The 20,826-nt window shown below is 70.4% G+C and carries 18 protein-coding genes and 1 pseudogene; 10 read left to right on the top strand and 9 right to left on the bottom strand.

From position 1 onward, the window contains the following. Positions 1-163: 163 nt before the first annotated feature. The gene (locus tag ACFYY7_RS18755) at positions 164-427 is read right to left on the bottom strand and encodes a WhiB family transcriptional regulator (RefSeq protein ID WP_030927001.1); all 264 of its coding nucleotides are present in this window, start codon (positions 425-427) and stop codon (positions 164-166) included. Positions 428-1,143: 716 nt separating this feature from the next. On the opposite strand from ACFYY7_RS18755, the gene ACFYY7_RS18760 reads away from it, so the two are divergent. From ACFYY7_RS18760 to ACFYY7_RS18770, 3 genes are read left to right on the top strand one after another with little or no spacing between them, the layout of a single operon-like run. Further along, positions 1,144-1,644, top strand: coding sequence for a cysteine dioxygenase (locus tag ACFYY7_RS18760; protein WP_388662721.1), 501 nt, complete (start codon positions 1,144-1,146; stop codon positions 1,642-1,644). A 13-nt stretch (positions 1,645-1,657) separates the two neighbouring features. Next, a complete protein-coding gene (gene cofD / locus ACFYY7_RS18765; RefSeq protein ID WP_388662723.1) occupies positions 1,658-2,614 on the top strand; it encodes a 2-phospho-L-lactate transferase in 957 nt (318 codons plus the stop codon). Further along, positions 2,611-3,921: a coenzyme F420-0:L-glutamate ligase gene (locus ACFYY7_RS18770; RefSeq protein WP_388662725.1), complete on the top strand. Its 1,311-nt coding sequence runs from the start codon at positions 2,611-2,613 to the stop codon at positions 3,919-3,921. The genes cofD and ACFYY7_RS18770 overlap by 4 nt, the downstream gene beginning before the upstream one ends. Before the next feature lie 68 nt (positions 3,922-3,989). Here ACFYY7_RS18770 and ACFYY7_RS18775 read toward each other — a convergent pair whose 3' ends face one another. From ACFYY7_RS18775 to ACFYY7_RS18785, 3 genes are all read right to left on the bottom strand, one after another. Further along, positions 3,990-5,012: a DNA-3-methyladenine glycosylase family protein gene (locus tag ACFYY7_RS18775; RefSeq protein WP_388662727.1), complete on the bottom strand. Its 1,023-nt coding sequence runs from the start codon at positions 5,010-5,012 to the stop codon at positions 3,990-3,992. Positions 5,013-5,111: 99 nt separating this feature from the next. Further along, complete coding sequence (locus tag ACFYY7_RS18780) at positions 5,112-6,203, bottom strand: sugar phosphate nucleotidyltransferase (RefSeq protein WP_388662729.1); 1,092 nt, start codon at positions 6,201-6,203, stop codon at positions 5,112-5,114. Between the two features lie 119 nt (positions 6,204-6,322). Continuing rightward, a complete protein-coding gene (locus ACFYY7_RS18785) occupies positions 6,323-7,726 on the bottom strand; it encodes a peptidoglycan recognition protein (protein ID WP_388662731.1) in 1,404 nt (467 codons plus the stop codon). Between the two features lie 137 nt (positions 7,727-7,863). Here ACFYY7_RS18785 and ACFYY7_RS18790 point away from each other — a divergent pair, with 137 nt between their 5' ends. The 4 genes from ACFYY7_RS18790 to ACFYY7_RS18805 all read left to right on the top strand — a co-directional run bounded on the left by ACFYY7_RS18790 (position 7,864) and on the right by ACFYY7_RS18805 (position 13,789). Beyond that, positions 7,864-8,616, top strand: coding sequence for a TIGR03089 family protein (locus ACFYY7_RS18790; RefSeq protein WP_388662733.1), 753 nt, complete (start codon positions 7,864-7,866; stop codon positions 8,614-8,616). A 182-nt stretch (positions 8,617-8,798) separates the two neighbouring features. Next, entirely contained in the window at positions 8,799-10,031 is a 1,233-nt protein-coding gene (locus ACFYY7_RS18795; protein WP_388662735.1) for an LCP family protein, read from the top strand. Positions 10,032-10,254: 223 nt separating this feature from the next. Further along, positions 10,255-12,057 carry an LCP family protein gene (locus ACFYY7_RS18800; RefSeq protein WP_388662736.1) on the top strand — a complete coding sequence of 601 codons (1,803 nt, stop codon included), beginning with the start codon at positions 10,255-10,257 and terminating at the stop codon, positions 12,055-12,057. A 49-nt stretch (positions 12,058-12,106) separates the two neighbouring features. Continuing rightward, positions 12,107-13,789: an LCP family protein gene (locus tag ACFYY7_RS18805; RefSeq protein WP_388662737.1), complete on the top strand. Its 1,683-nt coding sequence runs from the start codon at positions 12,107-12,109 to the stop codon at positions 13,787-13,789. Between the two features lie 68 nt (positions 13,790-13,857). On the opposite strand, the gene ACFYY7_RS18810 is transcribed toward ACFYY7_RS18805, so the two are convergent. Continuing rightward, positions 13,858-14,871 carry a glycosyltransferase family 2 protein gene (locus ACFYY7_RS18810; protein ID WP_266732434.1) on the bottom strand — a complete coding sequence of 338 codons (1,014 nt, stop codon included), beginning with the start codon at positions 14,869-14,871 and terminating at the stop codon, positions 13,858-13,860. A gap of 277 nt (positions 14,872-15,148) precedes the next feature. Between ACFYY7_RS18810 and ACFYY7_RS18815 the strand changes: the two genes are divergently transcribed. Further along, a complete protein-coding gene (locus ACFYY7_RS18815; protein WP_388662739.1) occupies positions 15,149-16,513 on the top strand; it encodes an LCP family protein in 1,365 nt (454 codons plus the stop codon). 79 nt (positions 16,514-16,592) lie between these two features. Here ACFYY7_RS18815 and ACFYY7_RS18820 read toward each other — a convergent pair whose 3' ends face one another. Then, the gene (locus tag ACFYY7_RS18820) at positions 16,593-17,141 is read right to left on the bottom strand and encodes an acyl-CoA thioesterase (protein WP_388662740.1); all 549 of its coding nucleotides are present in this window, start codon (positions 17,139-17,141) and stop codon (positions 16,593-16,595) included. Between the two features lie 119 nt (positions 17,142-17,260). On the opposite strand from ACFYY7_RS18820, the gene ACFYY7_RS18825 reads away from it, so the two are divergent. Further along, entirely contained in the window at positions 17,261-18,550 is a 1,290-nt protein-coding gene (locus tag ACFYY7_RS18825) for an LCP family protein (protein ID WP_388662742.1), read from the top strand. Positions 18,551-18,605: 55 nt separating this feature from the next. Here ACFYY7_RS18825 and ACFYY7_RS18830 read toward each other — a convergent pair whose 3' ends face one another. Beyond that, positions 18,606-19,616 carry a DUF5954 family protein gene (locus ACFYY7_RS18830; RefSeq protein ID WP_388662743.1) on the bottom strand — a complete coding sequence of 337 codons (1,011 nt, stop codon included), beginning with the start codon at positions 19,614-19,616 and terminating at the stop codon, positions 18,606-18,608. A gap of 94 nt (positions 19,617-19,710) precedes the next feature. Here ACFYY7_RS18830 and ACFYY7_RS18835 point away from each other — a divergent pair, with 94 nt between their 5' ends. Next, positions 19,711-20,457: an SMI1/KNR4 family protein gene (locus ACFYY7_RS18835; RefSeq protein ID WP_388662745.1), complete on the top strand. Its 747-nt coding sequence runs from the start codon at positions 19,711-19,713 to the stop codon at positions 20,455-20,457. An 8-nt stretch (positions 20,458-20,465) separates the two neighbouring features. On the opposite strand, the gene ACFYY7_RS18840 is transcribed toward ACFYY7_RS18835, so the two are convergent. Together ACFYY7_RS18840 and ACFYY7_RS18845 are read right to left on the bottom strand one after the other, a co-directional pair. Next, positions 20,466-20,675 carry a DUF397 domain-containing protein gene (locus ACFYY7_RS18840; RefSeq protein WP_388662747.1) on the bottom strand — a complete coding sequence of 70 codons (210 nt, stop codon included), beginning with the start codon at positions 20,673-20,675 and terminating at the stop codon, positions 20,466-20,468. Next, positions 20,672-20,821, bottom strand: a pseudogene (locus tag ACFYY7_RS18845) (transcriptional regulator); the annotation flags it as partial. The gene ACFYY7_RS18840 and the pseudogene ACFYY7_RS18845, both read right to left, overlap by 4 nt. Positions 20,822-20,826: the final 5 nt, after the last annotated feature.

Here is a 20,826-nt window from a genome sequence, read left to right on the forward strand (position 1 = left end):
GAGCGCTCGAACGGGGCCGCGGCCGGGCGGGGTGGAGCCGCGGCGGGGACGGCGACGGCCCGTCGTCTGCGGGCCGGGGGCAGGCGACGGGCCATGGTCGTTCGTGGTCCGGATGTCCGGTTGTCGGGCGGCGGTCTCCGGGTTGTCGGGCGGCGGCCTCGGATCAGACGGCAGCCTTCTTCAGCCGGCGCCGTTCACGTTCGGAGAGGCCGCCCCAGATGCCGAAGCGCTCGTCATTGGAAAGGGCATATTCAAGGCATTCGGACCGGACCTCACAGGCGAGACAGACCTTCTTGGCCTCGCGGGTGGATCCGCCCTTCTCGGGGAAGAAGGACTCGGGATCGGTCTGGGCGCACAGTGCGCGCTCCTGCCAGCCGAGTTCCTCGTCCGCGTCCTCGACCAGCAGTTGCTGGAACAGCTCGGTCATGTGCGCCCCTCGTCTGTCTCTTGCGTCCCGTGATGCGGCCGTTACTGATTGCGGCCGAACGACACGAGTGAAATTACAAGTGTGTAGCTCCAGGCCAGTCAAGCGAAGATCTGCTATTGGCCCCGGTATTCACCCTGCGGAACCAAGCCTATGCGGAAAGTGTGCAAATCACCAAAAACCTGACATACGTCATGGGCCCCGCCGTGCCCCCGCTTCTCACTGAGTGAGACGACCGGAATCGCCCCGATGTTGCGATTCGACCACCGAAGCGACCAAGATCACATTCGGGTCACGGAGCCTCAATGACGTTTGGGGGCGCGGCTGGTGCGCCACATCTCCGGCGCGGTGGATGCATAAACCCTTCCCCGCTCCCGGCAACCGGATGAGGTGAAACATTGCCACCAAATCGGGCATCAGGTTGACAGTGGAGTGCGCAGCCGGTCTCCTTGACTTCATGCCAGCGACCGCCGCGATGTACGCCACCCACGTCCGTGGGTTCCGCACCGCTGTCCAGGCCCGCTGTTGCTGTTCCAGCTGTCACAGCTGTTGATGCCCCCAGGGCACCGGCTCTGACCCAGCTCCTCTCGCAGAACCTCTGCGCAGCGCTGTCGGCAGGTTTCTTCTCTTCCCTGCTTCTTCGTCTCCGCGCGGCCGAGGCTCTCCGGTCTCCGTGACACCCCGCACATGCACCCCCATGCCGAGGAACCACCTCATCCATGAACAGCAACAGCGACCTCCAGATCGCCGGCGACATCCTCGAAGTCCAGCACCTCCTCCAGCCCGCCCGCGAGCACCCCGCCACCGTGGCCGAGTTCGTCGGGCTCGCCCGCACCATCGCGGCCGACCGCGCGCAGTGGGCACCCCTCGTCCGGTACGACACCACCACCCGCTGGTACCACCGGCTGCGCATTGGGCCCGGCTACGAGGTCTGGCTGCTCAGCTGGGTGCCCGGTCAGGGCAGCGGGCTCCACGACCACGGTCCGTCCTCCGGCGTACTGACCGTGCTGGAAGGCCGGTTGACCGAGCGCACCGCGCGCGCCACCCGGGCGCTGGACTCCGGCGCGCAGCGGGTCTTCGCGCCCGGTTACGCGCACGAAGTGGTCAACGACTCCTTCGAACCGGCCGTCAGTCTGCACATCTACTACCCGGGACTGACCGAGATGCCGATGCACGCGGCGCAGTGCGCCCCGGCGGCCGTGGATGTCGTACCCGCCTGACAAACTGCTGTGCATGCGCATTGTGGTTCTGGCCGGCGGTATCGGTGGTGCTCGTTTTCTGCGTGGCCTCAAGCAGGCCGCGCCCGACGCGGACATCACGGTGATCGGCAACACCGGTGACGACATCCATCTGTTCGGGCTGAAGGTCTGCCCCGACCTCGACACCGTGATGTACACCCTCGGCGGTGGCATCAACGAGGAGCAGGGCTGGGGGCGTACGGACGAGAGCTTCCACGTCAAGGAGGAGCTCGCGGCGTACGGCGTGGGGCCGGAGTGGTTCGGCCTCGGCGACCGTGACTTCGCGACGCACATCGTCCGCACGCAGATGCTGGGCGCGGGCTATCCGCTGAGCGCCGTCACCGAGGCGCTCTGCGCGCGCTGGAAGCCGGGGGTCCGGCTGCTGCCGATGTCCGACGACCGGGTCGAGACGCATGTCGCGGTCGACATGGACGGCGAGCGCCGGGCGATCCACTTCCAGGAGTACTGGGTGAGGCTGCGTGCCTCGGTCGAGGCGCAGGCGATCGTGCCGGTCGGCGCCGAGCAGGCCAAGCCTGCTCCGGGGGTGCTGGAGGCCATCGCCGCGGCGGACGTGATCCTCTTCCCGCCGTCCAACCCCGTCGTGTCGGTGGGGACGATCCTCGCCGTGCCCGGGATCCGGGAGGCCATCGCCGAGGCCGGGGTGCCGGTCGTCGGCCTCTCCCCCATCGTCGGCGACGCGCCCGTGCGCGGCATGGCGGACAAGGTGCTCGCCGCGGTGGGCGTCGAGTCGACGGCGTCGGCCGTGGCCACGCACTACGGCTCCGGGCTGCTCGACGGCTGGCTCGTCGACACGGTGGACGCCGGGGTGGTCGGCGAGGTGGAGGCCGCGGGCATCCGCTGCCGTTCCGTGCCGCTGATGATGACCGATGTCGGCGCGACGGCCGAGATGGCCCGGCAGGCCCTGGCGCTGGCCGAGGAGGTACGGGCGTGAGCGCCGGCGAGGCGCCCTCGTACCGGGTCTGGGCGCTGCCCGGCATGCCCGAGGTGCGGGCCGGGGACGACCTGGCGAAGCTGATCGCCGCGACCGGGCCGGGTCTGGTCGACGGTGATGTCCTGCTGGTCACCTCGAAGATCGTCTCCAAGGCGGAGGGCCGGATCGTCGAGGCCACCGACCGCGAGGCGGCGATCGACGCCGAGACGGTACGGGTGGTGGCGCGGCGCGGCACGCTGCGGATCGTGGAGAACCGGCAGGGTCTGGTCATGGCCGCGGCCGGGGTCGACGCCTCGAACACCCCCGCCGGGACGGTGCTGTTGCTGCCCGAGGACCCGGACGCCTCGGCGCGGGCGATCCGTGACGGGCTGCGGGACACTCTCGGCGTGGAGGTCGGGGTCGTCGTCACGGACACGTTCGGGCGCCCGTGGCGCAACGGGCTGACCGATGTGGCGATCGGAGCGGCCGGGGTCCGGGTGCTGGACGATCTGCGCGGCGGCACGGACGCGTACGGCAATCCGCTGAGCGCCACCGTGGTCGCCACCGCCGACGAGCTGGCCTCGGCCGGTGACCTGGTCAAGGGCAAGGCGGACGGGCTGCCCGTCGCGGTGGTGCGGGGGCTCGGCCATGTGGTGGACCCGGCGGACGCCGGTGGTGCCCGCGCGATGGTGCGGGTCGCGGCCGACGACATGTTCCGGCTCGGTACGTCGGAGGCGGTGCGGGAGGCGGTGACCCTGCGGCGTACGGTCCGCGAGTTCACCGACGATCCGGTGGACCCGGGGGCGGTGCGGCGGGCCGTGGCCGCGGCGGTGACGGCGCCCGCGCCGCATCACACGACGCCGTGGCGGTTCGTCCTGCTGGAGTCCGAGGAGTCGCGGACCCGGCTGCTCGACGCGATGCGGGACGCGTGGATCGCGGATCTGCGGCGCGACGGGAAGAGCGAGGAGTCCGTCGCCAAGCGGGTGCGGCGGGGCGATGTGCTGCGCCGGGCGCCGTATCTGGTGGTGCCGTGCCTGGTGATGGACGGCTCCCACACGTACGGGGACGAGCGGCGGGACACGGCGGAGCGCGAGATGTTCGTGGTCGCGGCGGGGGCCGGCATCCAGAACTTCCTGGTGGCGCTGGCGGGCGAGCGGCTCGGCTCGGCGTGGGTGTCGTCGACGATGTTCTGCCGCTCCGTGGTGCGTGAGGTGCTGGAGTTGCCGGAGAGCTGGGATCCGCTGGGTGCGGTGGCGGTGGGCCGCGCGGCGGCCGACCCCGCGGCGCGGCCGGGGCGGGACGCGGAGGGGTTCATCGAGGTGCGCTGAGGCGGGGGCGCGGGCGGGTTCGTCGAGGTGCGCCGGGGCGGGGCTTCACGGACGTGGCCCGGCAGGTTCTACAGGCGGGCGATGTCGCCCCGGGTCATGCGCGGGGCGCGGCGGGCCGGGGTGTGGCCGGAGAGCAGGATGAGGCGGGTCGCCCGGTGGCGCTGCCCCTCGTACGGGGCGAGCAGGGCGAGCATCTCCTCGTCGTCGGCGTCCCGGTTGCCCGCCAGGGCGTGGCCGACGATGCCGGGGAGGTGGAGATCGCCGACGGTGACCGCGTCCGCCGCACCGTTCGAGCGCTGGAGCGTCTCGGCCGAGGTCCAGGGGCCGATCCCGGGAATCAGCTCCAGGCGGGCCATGGCCTCCGGGAGTTCCATGGCCGCCGCCTCCTCCAGGCGGCGGGCCACACGTACCGCGCGCAGGATCGTGCCCGAGCGTTTGGCGTCGACGCCCGCGCGGTGCCATTCCCAGGACGGGACCAGGGACCAGGTGCGGGCGTCGGGCATGACGTGCAGACCCAGCGCGGTGAACGCGGCGTGGTCCGTTGGGCCGGGCGCCGGGGTGCCGTACTTCCGGACCAGGAGCCGCCAGGCGCGGTAGGCCTCGTCGGTGGTGACCTTCTGTTCCAGGATCGAGGGGATCAGCGACTCCATGACCAGGCCGGTGCGCAGCAGGCGCAGGCCGGGGCGGCGGTGCCGGGTCAGGGCGAGCAGGCGGTGGCGCGGGCGGAAGGCGTCCGGGTCGTCCGTCGCGCCGAGCAGCGTCGGGAGCCGGTCCAGCAGCCACGGTGCGCCGGGGCCCCAGGCCGCCGCCTCGATCCGGCCGCCCCGGGCGGTGAGGCGGAGGGTGCCGGGGCCGGCGGGTGTGCGGCTGGCCCGCCAGGCCGTGCCGTCCCCGGTCATCCGGTACGTGGGGTCGGCGGGGCCGCGGCGCAGGGGGCCGACGACCAGGCGCAGGTCGAAGGGGCCGGGCGGGGTCCACTCACGGGTCAGCGCGTCCGCCGCCGGGGTCGCCGCCTGTGCCGCCGCCTGGTGCGGGACGGCCGCGCGGGGAGCGCTGCGGGGAGCGCTGTGGGGGGCGAATCGTCCTGCCACGGTGAGGTCCTCGGTCGTCGGGGTGCCTGTCGAGGGTAAGCGCTGCGGCCGGTGTCCGGCTGCCCGTCGGGCTATGCGTCGCGAGGAGAAGCGCACCGTCTATTCGTCGGAGGAGAAGCGCACCGCCGCGTCCGGGAGGACCGCCCCGCACCAGATGCGGATGCCGTCGCGGAGTTCGTTGTCGGCGCCGACCCGGGCCCGGTCCCCGATCACCGCGCCCGTGAGCACCGTACGGCTGCCGATCCGGGCACCGGCCCCGACCAGCGAGTCCTTGATCACGGCCCCTGGTTCGACGACCGCGCCGGCCAGTACCGCGGAGCCGTCGACCCGGGCTCCCGCGCCGATCAGGGCGCCCTCCGCGACCACCGTGCCGCCGCTGATCTTGGCGTCGTCGGCGACGGAGGCCGTCGGCAGCACGAGCGCCTCGCCGCATCTGCCGGGGACGGCCGGGGACGGGGCGCGGCCCAGGACCAGATCGGCGGAGCCGCGTACGAAGGCCTGCGGGGTGCCGAGGTCCAGCCAGTACGTGGAGTCGACCATGCCCTGGAGGTGCGCTCCGGAGGCGAGCAGTCCGGGGAAGGTCTCGCGCTCGACGGAGACCGGACGGCCGGCCGGGATGGTGTCGATGACCGAGCGGCGGAAGATGTACGCCCCCGCGTTGATCTGGTCGGTGACGATCTCCTCGGGCGTCTCGGGCTTCTCCAGGAAGGCGGTGACCCTGCCGCTGCCGTCCGTCGGCACGAGGCCGAAGGCGCGCGGGTCGTCGACGCGGGTGAGGTGGAGGGAGACGTCCGCTCCGGATTCGGTGTGCGAGGCGACCAGGGCCCGGATGTCCAGGCCGGTGAGGATGTCACCGTTGAAGATGAGCACCGGGTCGTCCGGGCCCGAGGCCAGCCGGGACGCGACGTTGCGTATCGCCCCGCCGGTGCCGAGCGGTTCGCGTTCGGTGACGTACTCGATGTGCAGGCCGAGCGACGAGCCGTCTCCGAAGTACGGTTCGAAGACCTCTGCCAGGTACGACGTCGCGAGCACGATGTGCTCGACCCCGGCGGCACGGGCGCGCGCCAGCTGGTGGGTGAGGAACGGAACGCCCGCTGCCGGAACCATGGGCTTGGGCGTGTGCACCGTGAGCGGGCGCAGCCGGGTTCCCTTCCCACCGACCAGGAGGATCGCTTCTTTTGCCTCTGTCACAGCACTGACTCTGCTTCCTGCTGGGGCCTGGCCTGGTTTCGGCTGGCCAGTGTATGCAGACCGGTTCGGCCGTCCCCGGTCAGCGGCCCGCAGCGGTCCGCAGCAGCTTCCCGTTCCGTTCAGCGGCCCTGGAGCTTGGCGGAGCTGGTCCGGGCCGAGCCGAGTTTCTTGTAGAGACGCGCTCCGGGGCAATCGGTTGCGAAGCCGTCCCGGTGGCCGGAGATGACGTTGAGTTTGACCTTCTTGCCCTTCTTGTACTTGTTCCCGCCGCCCGAGACGAGGGTGGCCTTGCCGCGCGGGTCGGCGCCGAACAGTCCGAGCTTCCAGGCGGTGAGCTTCGCGACGGCGTTCACCGCGGCGGCGGGCGGGTTGGACTTGGTGAAGGTGCCGAGCACCGCGATGCCCATGCTGTTGGTGTTGAAGCCGAGCGTGTGCGCTCCCAGGACGGCCCTGGTGACGCCGCCCGCCCGTCCTTCGTAGATGTTTCCGCACTTGTCGACGGCGAAGTTGTAGCCGATGTCGCGCCAGCCGCTGCTCTTGACGTGGTAGCGGTAGATGCCGCGCAGGACCGAGGGTGCCTGGGAGCACTTGTAGTTGTTGCCCGTGGCGCTGTGGTGGATGAAGGTGGCCTTGACCGTGCTCGTGTAGACGAACTTGCTCTCCCTGAGCTTCTCGTCGGCGCCCCAGCCCTTGCGGGTGACGATGCGCGGACGGGGGCCGATGTACGGCCGGGCGCCGGGCGCGAGGCCGGCCTGTGCCTCGCCCTGCGCCTCGGACTGAGCCTTGTTCAGGGCGGGGAGCACGCTCGGGGAGAGGGGTGCGGTGCGTCCGTCAGCGGCGGCGTCGGCGTCGGTGTCCTGGGCTCCCGCTGCGACGGCTGTGCCGGTGTCCGGCTCGGCCCGGGTGCCCGGCTCGGTCCCGTCGCCGGTCGCGGGGGATTGCTGCGGGTCCTCGCCGGGGTCGACGAGTTCGAGGCGCAGCCCGCCGGGCAGCGGTACGGCGGAGCCGGTCCGGTCCTGCGGGTCCGGGGCCTCGGGGCGTACCCGGACCGCGACGGCGTCCGAGTCGCCGACCCAGAGCGGGGCGGTGGAGCCCCGTACGGTCCCGGAATCGCGCTCGGCGGTGCCGGGGTCGGCGGAGTGCTCGGCGTTGTGCGTCTCCAGGTCCTGCCAGTCGGACCACTTGCCGGTGTCGGTCGCGCGGGTGCGGACCTGGACGGTGCCGTGGAGTTCGGTGTCGGCGTCGTCCCAGACGACGCCGACCATGGAGAAGGGGTGGACCTCGCGCTCGGGCAGCCCCTGTTCGGGGGCGGTCGCGCGGGTGGGATCGCCGGTGGACCCGTCGGACGGCGCCGGCAGGGTCCGCATCGGCAGGGACTGCGTCGAGCCCGGCACGTCGACGGGCTCGGCGGACTCGGCGGGGACGGTGCTGGTGTCGGGGGCGGCGCCCGCGGGCACGGCCAGCGGCAGAACGAGTACGGCCGCACAGGTGACACCGATCGAGGATGCAATGAAGGCACGCATACGAATAATCCTGGGCATACACCGGCAACTACGGCCACCCGGACGGATCCGCGCAATTGACGGTCCGTCTGCCGATCCGGTGCAGCAGCCGCTCCTCCGTCCCGCCGGGCCGGCCGCCGCCGCGTAATCTTGCGCGGATGAACGCCACCGACCGAACCCCTGCCGACCTGCTGCGTTCCGCGCTCGCCTCGGACCCGGCCCGCCCCATGGTCACTTTCTACGACGACGCCACCGGAGAACGCGTCGAACTGTCGGTGGCCACCTTCGCCAATTGGGTGGCCAAGACCGCCAATCTCCTCCAGGGCGATCTCGCCGCGGAGCCCGGCGACCGGCTGGCACTGCTGCTGCCCGCGCACTGGCAGTCCGCGGTCTGGCTGCTCGCCTGTTCCTCGGTCGGCGTGATCGCCGATGTGCAGGGCGACCCGGCCGGCGCCGACCTCGTGGTCAGCGGCCCGGACACGCTGGAGGCCGCTCGGGCCTGCCGCGGCGAGCGGGTCGCCCTGGCGCTGCGCCCGCTGGGCGGCAGGTTCCCGCGGACGCCCGAGGGTTTCGCGGACTACGCGGTGGAGGTGCCGAGCCAGGGCGACCGGTTCGCGCCGTTCGCCCCGGTGGACCCGGACGCCCCCGCGCTGGCGGTGGACGGCGTCGAGCTGACGTCGGCGCAGTTGGTGGCGCGGGCCCGCGAGGACGCGGACGCGCTCGGCCTGACCGCCGGATCGCGGCTGCTCACGGGGCGTTCGTACGACACCTGGGAGGGGCTGGCCGCGGGGCTTTTCGCGCCGCTGGCCACCGGGGGCTCCGTGGTCCTGTGCCGGCACCTGGACCGGCTGGACGAAGAGGGACTGGCGAAGCGCGTCGAGAGCGAACGGGTCACCAACAGCGCGGTATGACAAGCACCCTGAGGACCACTCGTCCGGCTCAAGCCGGGCCGAGTCCTCGGGGGCTTCGCGTCAACTCCGGTACATGATCGGCGGTACTGACCACCGGAGACACAACCAAGCGTGAGGTTCAGCCGTCTACTTCTGCGACCGGCGGCCAGACACGCCGCCGAACGTGAAGGATGGACGCAGACGTGAGCGAAAGCGCCGGCCCGCCGGACGACTCCGACGACTCGGCGGCGGACGGAACCGGATCGCGCTCCGAGGACGGATCCGGCGCCTCCGCGGCCGGTCACCGGCGCCACTGGCTGCGCTGGACCGCGCTCGGCGCCTCGTTCGTCGTCCTGGTCGCGGCGGGCGTCGGCTGGTGGCTGTACAGGAAGCTCGACGGCAATATCAGGACCGACACCTCCGCGGCCGCCGAACTCAAGGTGTACGAGCGGGAGCGGCCCGCCTCCGTGGTGCGCGACGCGGAGAACATCCTGCTCATCGGCTCGGACAGCCGGGCCGGCGACAACCGCAAGTACGGCCGTGACGACGGCGGCAGCCAGCGATCGGACACCACGATCCTGCTCCACCTCGCGGCGGACCGGAAGAGCGCCACCGCGATGTCCCTGCCGCGCGACCTGATGGTGTGGATCCCGGTCTGCCACCGGGCGGACGGCACGACCACGAAGAAGCAATTCGCCCAGTTCAACTGGGCCTTCGAGTTCGGTGGCACCGCCTGCACGATCCGTACGGTCGAGAAGATGACCGGCATCCGGATCGACCACCACATGGTCGTCGACTTCAACGGCTTCAAGGACATGGTGGATGCCGTGGACGGGGTCGAGGTCTGCCTGAAGAAGCCGGTCGACGACCCCGACGCCCATCTGAAGCTCCCAGCCGGGCGCCAGACGCTCAACGGCGAGCAGGCGCTGGGGTACGTACGGGCCCGGAAGTCGATCGGCAACGGCAGCGACACCGAACGGATGGATCGCCAGCAGCAGTTCCTGGGCGCGCTGGTGAACAAGGTGCAGAGCGACGGCGTCCTGCTCAACCCGACCCGCCTCTACCCGGTGCTGGACGCGGCCACCAAGGCGCTGACCACCGATCCCGGACTGGACAGCCTCAAGGACCTGTACGAACTGGTACGCGGCATGCGCAACGTACCGACCGACAAGGTGCAGTTCCTGACGGTGCCCCGGCAGCCGTACGCCGCCAACCGGAACCGGGACGAACTCGTACAGCCCGACGCCAACCGGCTTTTCAAGCGACTGCGCGACGACGATCCGGTCGCCGTGGTCCCGGCGGACCGGCTCAAGCATGACGACGAGAAGAACAACGGGAAAAACAATGCCGCGGCCGATACCCCGGATGCTTCCGGCCCCACTCCCACACCGACTTATTCGGGCAACAACGCGGCGGCGGACCTGTGCAAGCAGTAAAGCAATTCCCAAACAGAAGCCGGTGATCGGCGTGTAATGAGCAGTATGACCAGTTGTAAGGACCGTGGAATTTGTCACGCACGTCGCTCGACGACGAACTGGGCCGATAGTGTGACGCGATCCGGTGCTGCCGGCCTCCTGGCCGCGCACTTCTGGAGCGAAAGATCGAGCGCCTGATCGGGGGAGGCGCCTCGCGTGGCACCGACGGAGGACTCAAGCAACCGTGGATGCGCAAAGCCGTGGGCGGGCGGACGGAATCGACCCCGCAGACCAGTGGGTACTCAACCCGCAAACCGGCGATTACGAACTGCGACTGAATCATTCCGGAGGGGATTCGGGAGAGTCTTCCCGTACTTCCGGTCCACGTGTCCCCAATAGCAGAGGGTCGTCGGCCCGTGACAGTGGCGGCGGACGCAGAAGCGCCTCCCGCGACGGCAGGGGCGAGCGCCGGAATCCGGCCCGCGACGGCCAGGGGACGGGTTCGAAGCCCGAGGTGCCGGGGCAGCGCAGCCGCCGTTCGGCCAACGGCACGCGCGGCCAGGAGAGTTCCGGTCCGGCGGGCCGCCGCAGCCGCAAGGCCCCCAAGGCCCGCCGCAAGAAGGCGCTGCTGTGGACGGGCGGCACGATGGCCTTCGTGCTCGTCGGCCTGTCGGTGGGCGGGTACGCGCTGTACCAGCACTTCAACGGCAACCTGAACACGGTCGACGTGGGCGGGGCCGGCAACAAGAACGTCTTCGACAACGACGCCCCGATCAACATCCTGATCATCGGCACCGACAAGCGCACCGGCAAGGGCAACGAGGGCTACGGCGACAAGGGCAGCGTGGGCCACGCCGACACCAACATCCTCTTCCACGTCTCCGAGGACCGCACCAACGCGACGGCGCTGAGCATCCCGCGCGACCTGATCACCGACATCCCGGACTGCGAGACCAGGCAGCCGGACGGCTCGGACAAGGTCATCCCGGGTACGCCGAACGTCCGCTTCAACCAGAGCCTCGGCCAGGAGGGCCGTAACGCCGGCTGCACCATGGAAACGGTCAAGGAGATCACCGGCCTGAAGGTCGACCACTTCATGATGGTGGACTTCAACGCGGTGAAGGAGCTGTCCACCGCGGTCGGCGGGGTCGAGGTCTGCCTGGCCAAGCCGGTCAAGGACCCGGACTCGCACCTGGACCTGCCGGCAGGTGAGCACCGCATCCAGGGCGAGGACGCCCTGGCGTTCGTACGGACCCGGCACAGCTTCGGCAACCACGGCGACCTGGACCGGATCAAGATCCAGCAGCAGTTCATCGCCTCGATGATCCGGCAGATGCAGTCCGACTCCACCCTGACCAGCCCGACCAAGCTCTACAAGCTGGCGGACGCGGCGACCAAGGCACTCACCGTCGACACCGGCATCGGCACGGGGACCAAGCTGGCCTCGCTGGCCCAGGAGCTCGGCAAGGTCAACACGAAGAACATCACCTTCACCACGGTGCCGGTGCTCGACAACCCGGCCGAGAAGACACCGGTCACCGTCGTACTGAACACGCCCAAGGCCGACGCGCTGTTCGCGATGATGCGCGACGACACCTCACTGACCGAGGTGAAGTCGAAGAAGAAGGCCGCGAAGAGCAAGCAGGACGCGCTCCTCAAGGGCTCCAAGGCCGCCGCGGGCGACGTACGCGTCGATGTGTACAACGGCGGCAAGGTCCCCGGTGCCGCGCAGACGACGGTCGTCTGGCTGCAGAACGAGCAGGGCGTACTCAAGTCCACGAACAAGGCGAACGCCCCGGCGAAGGTCAAGAAGACGACGCTGGAGTACGCGCCGAACCAGGCGGACCAGGCCCGCGCCCTGGCCGCCATGATGGGCCTGCCCGGCTCGGCCATGAAGCAGGGCACCACGGACGCCGAAGGGCTCCAGGCGATGGTGCTGACGTTGGGGGACGACTTCAAGGGCGCGGGCACACCCATCACCGGGCCGGCGAAGGTGCCGGACGACATCCAGCAAGCAAACGCCGACAAGGCAGAGTGCGCCAAGTGACACCGGGTCACTGCGCGGAACCACGAGTCTGAGCAGCAGGGGGGTCCTGGTGGCACGGAGCGGTACGCCCGGGGAAGGGACGCGGCCACGCGTCCGGCAGGCCGGTCGACCCGGCCGGGACGGCGGTCTCCACACGGAGGCGCCGGAAGAGGAGCCGGGCTCCGGCGGAGGTGGCCGCCGGGCCGCCCCGGCGGAGGGCGGGCACCGGCGCGGTGGCCCGAAGCGGCACGGCAAGAAGGGCAAACGCCGGGTGCTGCGCTGGGTCGCGTCGGTGACCGCGCTGCTCATAATCGGCGGCGCCGGCGCCGGTTACCTCTACATCGAGCACCTGAACGGCAATCTCAAGAAGGCCGATCTGACCCTCGGCGACAAGAAGATGGCCGATCACAAGGCCAACGCCGCCGGTCAGACCCCGATGAACATCCTGCTCATAGGCTCGGACGCGCGGGACTCCAAGGAGAACCAGAAGCTCGGCGGGGCCAAGGACACCTTCGGTGCACCGCCCCTGGCCGATGTGCAGATGCTGCTCCACCTCTCCGCCGACCGCAGCAACATGTCGGTGATCAGCATGCCGCGCGACACGATGCTGAAGATCCCGAAGTGCACCGACCCGAAGACGAAGCACGTCTACCCCGCGACCACCAATCTTGCGATGACCAACACGACGCTCGGCCGCGGCGGTCCCGGTTGCACGGTGGCCACCTGGTACGAGCTCACCGGCATCACCATCGACCACTTCATGATGATCGACTTCTCCGGTGTGATCTCGATGGCGGACGCGATCGGCGGCGTCCCGGTCTGCGTCAAGGGCAACGTCTACTCGCACACCAGCACCGGCAAGGGCTCCGGGCTGAAGCTGGAGGAGGGCACCACGAAGATCAAGGGCAAGCAGGCCCTCCAGTGGCTGCGCACCCGCTACGGCTTCGAGGACGGCACCGACCTCGGCCGTACCCACGCCCAGCACATGTACATGAACTCGATGGTCCGTGAGCTGCGCAAGGGCACCAAGCTCACCGACCCGGGCAAGCTGATGGACCTCGCCGAGGCGGCGACGAACGCGCTGACGGTCGACAAGGGCGACAACGGCCTCGGCTCGGTCAACAAGCTCTACGACCTCGCTGAGGAACTCAAGAAGGTGCCCACCAAGCGCATCACCATGACGACGATGCCGAACGTCTACGGGACGGGCACGCTCAAGGAGCGGGTGCTCCCCAAGCCCGGCGACGCCGACCAGCTCTTCCAGATGGTCCGCGACGACATCCCGCTCGACGGCAAGGCGGCCAAGCGCAAGAAACCGGCCGCCGCCAAGAAGCCCACCGCGTCCCCCGCCGAGATCCCGGTGACCGTCCGCAACGGAACGCGTACCGAAGTCGACTACCCGGTCAAGGGCCGGGCGACGGCGGTCAAGGACCTGCTGGCCGGGAAGGGCTACAGCCAGACCACGATCGACTCGCAGAACACCGAGCCGGCGAAGCGGACCGGGATCCTCTTCCCCACCGTGGACATGGAGGGCAACGCCCAGGCGGTCGCCAAGGCGCTCGGCATCCCGCTGACGGCGGTGAAGAAGTCGACCGACGTCTCCGGCATCACGCTGACCGTGGGGGCCGACTGGCGCGAGGACGGCGACTACCACGCGCCCTCCGCCGAGGAGAAGACCCCGGACAGCGCACGGGCGCTCAACGGCGACGACGACTCGGCCTGCATGGACATCCAGCCCGGCTTCGGCTGGTAGCGCGCCGCGCACAACGCACCGCGGGGGCCTTCCGGCACATCGGAAGGCCCCCGCGGTTTCGTCGGGTGTCACACGGTGACGGCCGGGCGGCGGCTCGCGATGACCTTCTTCGCGAGCGAGCGGGGGCTGGTCAGGAAGCCGTACCCCCACGACATGTGCATGGTCGCGAGGGCCACCGGGATCTGGGCCCGCGCCTTCAGCGACAGGCCCTTGCCCGCCGGTACGGACCCGGCGACGATCGCCGCGACGTACCCGGCGGGGACGACGAACGCCCACGGGGTGACGGCCGCGCCGACCACGATGCCCGCCGCGATCGCGCAGACGGCGGTGGGCGGCGCCAGGTAGCGCAGGTTGATCGAGCCGGAGTGGTAGCGGGCGACGACGTGGCGCCAGCGGCCGTAGTCCTTGTACTGCTTGGCCAGCGCCCGCACGGAGGGGCGCGGCCGGTACTGCACCTTCAGCTCGGGCGAGAACCAGATCAGGCCGCCCGCCTCGCGGATCCGGAAGTTCAGCTCCCAGTCCTGGGCGCGGATGAACTCCACGTTGTAGCCGTCCGCCTTCTCCAGCGCCTCGCGGCGGAAGACGCCGAGGTAGACGGTCTCCGCCGGGCCGGCCTGGCCCCCGGTGTGGAAGGCCGCGTTGCCGACGCCGATCTTCGACGTCATGGCCGCGGCGACGGCGTCCTCCCAGGCGTTCTCGCCCTCGGCGTGCATGATGCCGCCCACGTTCTGCGCGCCGGTCTCCTCCAGGAGGCGGACGGCGGTCGCGATGTAGTTCGGCGAGAGCATGCCGTGTCCGTCGACCCGCACCACTATGGGGTGACGGGATGCCTTGATCGCGGCGTTGAGGGCGGCCGGGGTACGGCCGGTCGGATTGGGAACGGTGTGGACCCGGGGGTCCTCGCGCACCAGTTCCGCGGCGATCTCGTCGGTGCGGTCCGTGGAGGGGCCCAGCGCGATGACCACCTCCATCTCACCCGCGTACTCCTGCTCCAGGATGTGCCGGACGGAGTTCCTGAGGTGACGTTCCTCGTCGAGCACCGGCATGATCACGGAGACGGCGGGGTACTGCGCGGCAGGCATGGTGGTCCTCGGGTGGTCCTCGGGTGGCGCCGGGGGTTCGCACCCCACCGGGCGGCGTTATTCGGCCGCCACGTTACCGCGAATGGGGGACGCCGGGGCGCCCCGCCGGGTCGCGCACCGGGCCTTTGATCGTATGGACCTACTGTGCGAACGGTCCCCTCGCACCGCGGAGGTCTCCCCCGTGCCCACACCCCACCGCTCCCCCAGTCCCTCGCGTTCCCGTGCGGTTCCGCCCCGGCGCAGGCCCAGAAAGCAGGACGAGCGCCCACGCTGGGGCATGCGGATGGCGACCGGCCTCTCCGTGCTGGTGCTGGGGGCCGGCGGCGTCGGTCACGCGGTGGTGACCAATCTGGAGACCGGGATCGACCGGATCGATCCGTTCAAGGACATGAAGAACCGGCCACGCGCCGGGACCGGCACGAACCTGCTGCTCGTGGGCACCGACGGCCGCGACCGGATCACCCCGGAGGAGAAGCAGAAGTTCCGGCTGGGCGGTGCACCGTGCCACTGCACCGACACGGTCATGCTGGTGCATCTGTCGGCGGACAAGAAGCGCGCGAGCATCGTCTCGCTGCCCCGCGACAGCTACGCCGAAATCCCCGAGCACACCGACCGGAACACCGGTGTGAAGCACTCCGCGCACCCGCTGAAGCTGAACGCGGCCTATGCCGAGGGCGGGCCGAATCTGACCGTGCGGACCGTCGAGCACATGACGGGCGTCAAGGTCGACCACTACCTGGAGGTCGACTTCACCAGCTTCATGAAGACCGTGGACACCCTGGGCGGCGTGCAGATCTGCACGACCCGGCCGCTGAAGGACTCGTACACCGGTCTCGATCTCGCCGCGGGCACCCATGAGCTGGACGGCGGGCAGGCCCTCCAGTACGTACGCTCCCGGCACATCGACGGGGCCGCCGACCTGGGCCGGATGCAGCGCCAGCAGAAGTTCCTCGCGTCGCTGATCGCGCGGGCGACCAGCAGCGGTGTGCTGCTGAACCCGGTGAAGTTCCGGGACGTCGCCTCGACGATGCTGAGCTCGGTCCGGGCCGACAAGGGGTTCGGTACGGAGCAGCTGCTGGAGCTCGCCCAGGCGATGCGCGGCTTCTCCCCGGCCTCGTCCGAGTTCGCCTCCGTACCGGTGGGGAACGCCTCCTACCCGGTGAAGGGCATCGGCTCGACGGTCAGATGGGACGAGGCCAAGTCGAAGAAGCTCTTCCGGGCACTGCGCGAGGACAAGCCGCTCGCCCCCGCGCGGCCCAAGGAGCCGAAGGCGCAGACGGTCGACGTCGCCCCCCGGCAGGTCCGGGTCCAGGTCTACAACGGGACTCCGAAGGACGGCCTCGGCAAGACGGTCGACGCCGCGCTGCGCGCCACCGGCTTCGACACCACCCGCGCCCCGCTCAACGGTGAGTTGCACGCCCTCAAGCGCACCCTGATCAGCTACGACCCGCGCTGGGACCGGTCCGCGAGGTCACTGGCGGCCGCACTGCCCGGGGCCGAGCTGAGGCCGGTGCGGGGGCAGGGGGCCACGATGCGGGTGACGGCGGGCGCGGACTTCGAGACGGTGCGGCGGGTACGCGCCGAGGAGCGGGACGCCGGCGAGTTCGGCACGGTGACGGGCGACCAGGTGGCCTGCCCGTGACGGTGGTGCGCCGCCCCCGCGGGGCTCGGAGCGCCCAGCAGTAGGCAGCCCCGCGAGGTTTGCTGCCGAGCCCAGCGGCTCAGTCCTCGATGCCCTCCGCCGCGCGCTTCTCGCGCAGCTCCCGGATCGCCCGGCGGCGGGCGAGGCGGTGGGTGCGCCGGATCTGCGCCTCCTGGTAACGCCGCTTGTCGCGCTCCGTCTCCGGGATCACATGCGGTACGGGGCGCGGCTTGCCGTCCGCGTCGACCGCGGCGAACACCAGATAGGCGCTGCCGACCTGCTGGGCGGGGGTGGATTCGTTCCATCGCTCGGCCATGACCCGGACGCCGACCTCCATCGAGGAGCGGCCGGTCCAGTTCACCTGGGCGCGGACGTGAACGAGATCACCGACGCGGACCGGCTCCAGGAAGACCATCTCGTCCATCGAGGCCGTCACGGCGGGGCCGCCTGAGTGCCGGCCGGCCACGGCGCCCGCCGCGTCGTCGACCAGTTTCATGATCACGCCACCATGCACGGTGCCCAGCAGATTGGTGTCGCTGCCGGTCATGATGTGGCTGAGGGTGGTCCGGGAGGCGGCGGTCGGCTTGCCCGGAATGTCGCCCTCCGGGCGCGGGGCCTGATCTGTCATACCGTCCACCTTATGCGGCGGCTTCCGCCCGGCGGCAATGCATCAGCTTCGCAACAGCCCTGGTGCGATTTCCCGAACCCCCTGTAATACCGGCGTACCCGGCCTGCACACTGGACCGCATGAACGATTGGCCCGAGGGATGGTCCGACGACAACCGCGGCGGCAACCGCTACGGGCAGGGCAGCGCCGGTGAGCAGCCGGAGAGCGCCCGCTCGATGCCGCACGTCCAGCGGCGCCCCGCCCCGCAGCAGCGTCCCGCGCCGCCGAGGCAGCGGCCGATCCCCCAGCAGCCGGGCGGCTACGACAACGGTGGCCCGCAGTACGACAGCGGGTACAACACGGGTCAGGTCTACGGCGGCGGCAACGCCGGGGGCCGGGGCAACGGCCACGGTGGCGGCCAGGGCGGCGGCGGTTACACGCAGGGACGGCCGGCGCCCGACTGGCGCCGCCGGATCAAGATAGGCGCGCTGACCCTGGTGGTCGTGATCCTCGGGGTCTCCATAGGCACGTACTTCTGGGCCGACTCCAAGCTCAAGCGCGAGGTGGACCTCTCCAAGGTCATCGAGCGGCCGGAGGGCGGCGACGGCACCAACTACCTGATCGTCGGTTCCGACAGCCGCGCGGGCATGACGGCCGAGGACAAGAAGAAGCTCCACACGGGCTCCGCCGCGGGCAAGCGGACCGACTCGATGATGATCCTGCACGACGGCTCCAACGGGCCGACGCTGATCTCCCTGCCCCGTGACTCGAACGTCGAGATCCCCTCGTTCAAGGGCTCCGATTCCGGCAAGCTCTACCCGGGCCGCGGCCGCTTCACCAAGCTGAACGCCGCTTACGCCATGGACGGTCCCGAACTCCTCGTCCGTACCGTCGAGTTCAACACCGGACTGCGCATCGACCACTACTGCGAGATCGGCTTCGGCGGCTTCGCCAAGATCGTGGACGCGATCGGCGGCGTGGAGCTGGACATCCCCAAGGCCTTCAAGGACAAGTGGTCCGGTGCCGACTTCCAGGCGGGCAAGCAGACGCTGAACGGCGAGCAGGCGCTGGCCTTCGTCCGGACCCGGCACGCCTTCAGCAGCGACCTCGACCGGACGAAGAACCAGCAGAAGTTCCTCGCTGCGCTGGCGAGCCAGACGGCGACGCCCGCCACGATCCTCAACCCGTTCAAGCTGTACCCGACGATGGGCGCGGGCCTGGACACCCTGGTCGTGGACAAGGACATGTCGCTCTGGTCCCTGAGCCAGATGTTCTTCGCCCTGAAGGACGTCACGGGCGGCGACGGCAAGTCGATGAACATGCCGATCTCGGGATCCACCGGCAGCAACCTGGTCTGGGACAAGGCCAAGGTCAAGCAGTTGGTGGAGCAGCTCAAGAACGACGAGAAGGTCACCGTCACCGAGAACTGACGGCAACAGCAACAGGGCCCGGACGGCGAACCGTCCGGGCCCTGTTGCTGTTCGCTCATTCGTTGCGCTCGACGTTGCCCCACTCGTCCATCGTGGGATGGATCTTCGTGGGTTCCTGGTCGTCGATGTCCGAGCGCCGCGGGCCTTCCGGGCCGGCGGGACCGACGCGCATCATCCGTTCGATCCGGGCGATCTCGAAGCGACGCCCGCGTACGTTCAGCTCGTTGGGGCGCAGCCGCCGCGTGAACGCCTCCGCCGCCCGCGCGTACACGGCGGCCTCCTGCTCGTCGATCTCCTCGGTCATCGGCAGGAACGTCTTCAGGTAGTACACCAGTGAACGCCGCGCGTCCTGCGGGGTGGGGTGCTGGCTCGACGCCATCGACCAGGACTTCTCCTTGCGCTCCATCACCCGGAAGACGACCGGCAGAAGCACCAGCCCCGGATGGGTCCGCAACGCCCTTTGCGAATCGGCCAGTACGTCGGGCGGGAAGCGCTCCGAGGTGTACGAGACCGGCACCAGGCCCATCCGCTCCAGGCCCTCCGTCAGCCCCACCGCCGCCGCGTGGTCGACGACGAAGCCCTTGGTGGTGGAGGGCGTGTGCACCGACGTGTCCCAGCCCTCCGTGTCGACGTCCGTGGGCCTGGGCGGCTCCAGGCGCCCCTCGCCGGTCCGGGCGAACTCGTCGGCGCGCACGATGCGGTAGCGCGTGTCGCCGACGGTCAGTTCGTTCAGCGGCTCGGTCTCCAGCCGGGCCACCGCGTCCAGCAGGGCGCGCCGCTCCTTGGGGTCGTCCGTCTCGTCCTTGGCCTTGAACCAGAGACGGGAGTTCAGCGCATCGCGGGCATCCTGCGGATAGCCGGTGCCCATGTCGGTCAGCAGCCGCCATCGCGGCCGCTCGCCGCGGCGTTGCTCGGCGACGCCGAAGAGCGGCCCCCGGACCACGATGTTGCCGTACGTCCGGGACGCGGCGAACGCGTCCGCCTCGGTGACCAGGGACACCGGGTCGTCCCGGCGCTGCACATTGATGACGAGGTGATCCGGCGGCGCCTGTGGGTGATCGTTCATGCACCCAGTGCGCCGAGCCCGTGTCCGGCGGGTGGGGGGAATGCGGGAAGCGGGGCGCGGAACCCTGTCAGTGGCGGCACCTACGGTCACACGCATGACCCAGGAACCATCGCTCCCGAACCCAGCGCTCGACCTCGACGCCCTCGCCGCGGCCGCCGGCGAACAGCCCGACAGGCAGGCGGCATGGCGTTTCATCCGCGCCTTCGCCCGTGACTGGAGCCAGAGCCCCCTCGCCGGGACCGATGGCCACGCCCCCGCCGATCTCGACGCGGCACAGGCCCGGCTCGGCCTGCCGCTGCCCGCGGCACTGCGCGAGGCCTACCAACTGCTCGGCCTTCGACCCGACTTGACGGACAACCAGGATTCCCTACTCGCCCCGGAGGACCTCTACCTCGACGCGGACCGAGGCGTGCTGGTCTTCCGCGTCGAGAACCAGTCCTGCGCCTACTGGGGCATACGCGTCACGGACCTCGACCAGGACGACCCGCCGGTCGTCGTACGCGCCGACCTCGTCCGCCCCACCGCCGACGACTGGGCCGCGTGGCTGGGCCGGGTCAGCGTCGCGTTCGTCGAGATCGTCCTGTCCGAGGCCCTGTGCGCCGATGAGGACCTGATGGGATGGGTGACCCCCGACGACACCGACCTGCCCGAGGACATCGCCGCCACCTTCCGGCGCCTGCCGCTCCCGGAGTACCCGATCAGCCAGCAGCCGGGCTCACGCTGGTACGCGCACGACGAGATCATCCTCCGCGACGACCGCGGGACCGCGATGTTCCGCGCCCGCACGGAGGCGGCCTACGACCGCTTCGACGGGGAGGACGAGGACGACGAGGTGGACTGACGGCCGGGTCAGCGCTCGGCAGCGTAGGGGACGAAGCCGGCCCAGGCGTTGGGGCCGAAGGCGAGGCGTGGGCCTTGGGCATTCTTGGAGTCCCGGACGTGAACCATGCCGGGGGCAGCGGCGACCTCGACGCAGTCATTGCCGTCGCTGCTGTCACTGAAGCTGCTCTTGAACCACTCCAACCTGGAGGCGTCCCCTGCAGAGCTCTTGCGGATCACGTCTCTCCCAGCACTTGCTCGATGAAGGCCAGTGACTCTCCTGGCGAGAGAGCCCGAGCCCGGATGACGCCATATCGCAGTTCGAGAATCCGGAGCTGCTTCGGATCGGAGACGGGTCGGCCGGCGAACTCGCTGTCGGTGCGCCCCCTCA

The sequence above is a fragment of the Streptomyces sp. NPDC001933 genome (genome assembly GCF_042890955.1).
GTDB lineage: Bacteria > Actinomycetota > Actinomycetes > Streptomycetales > Streptomycetaceae > Streptomyces.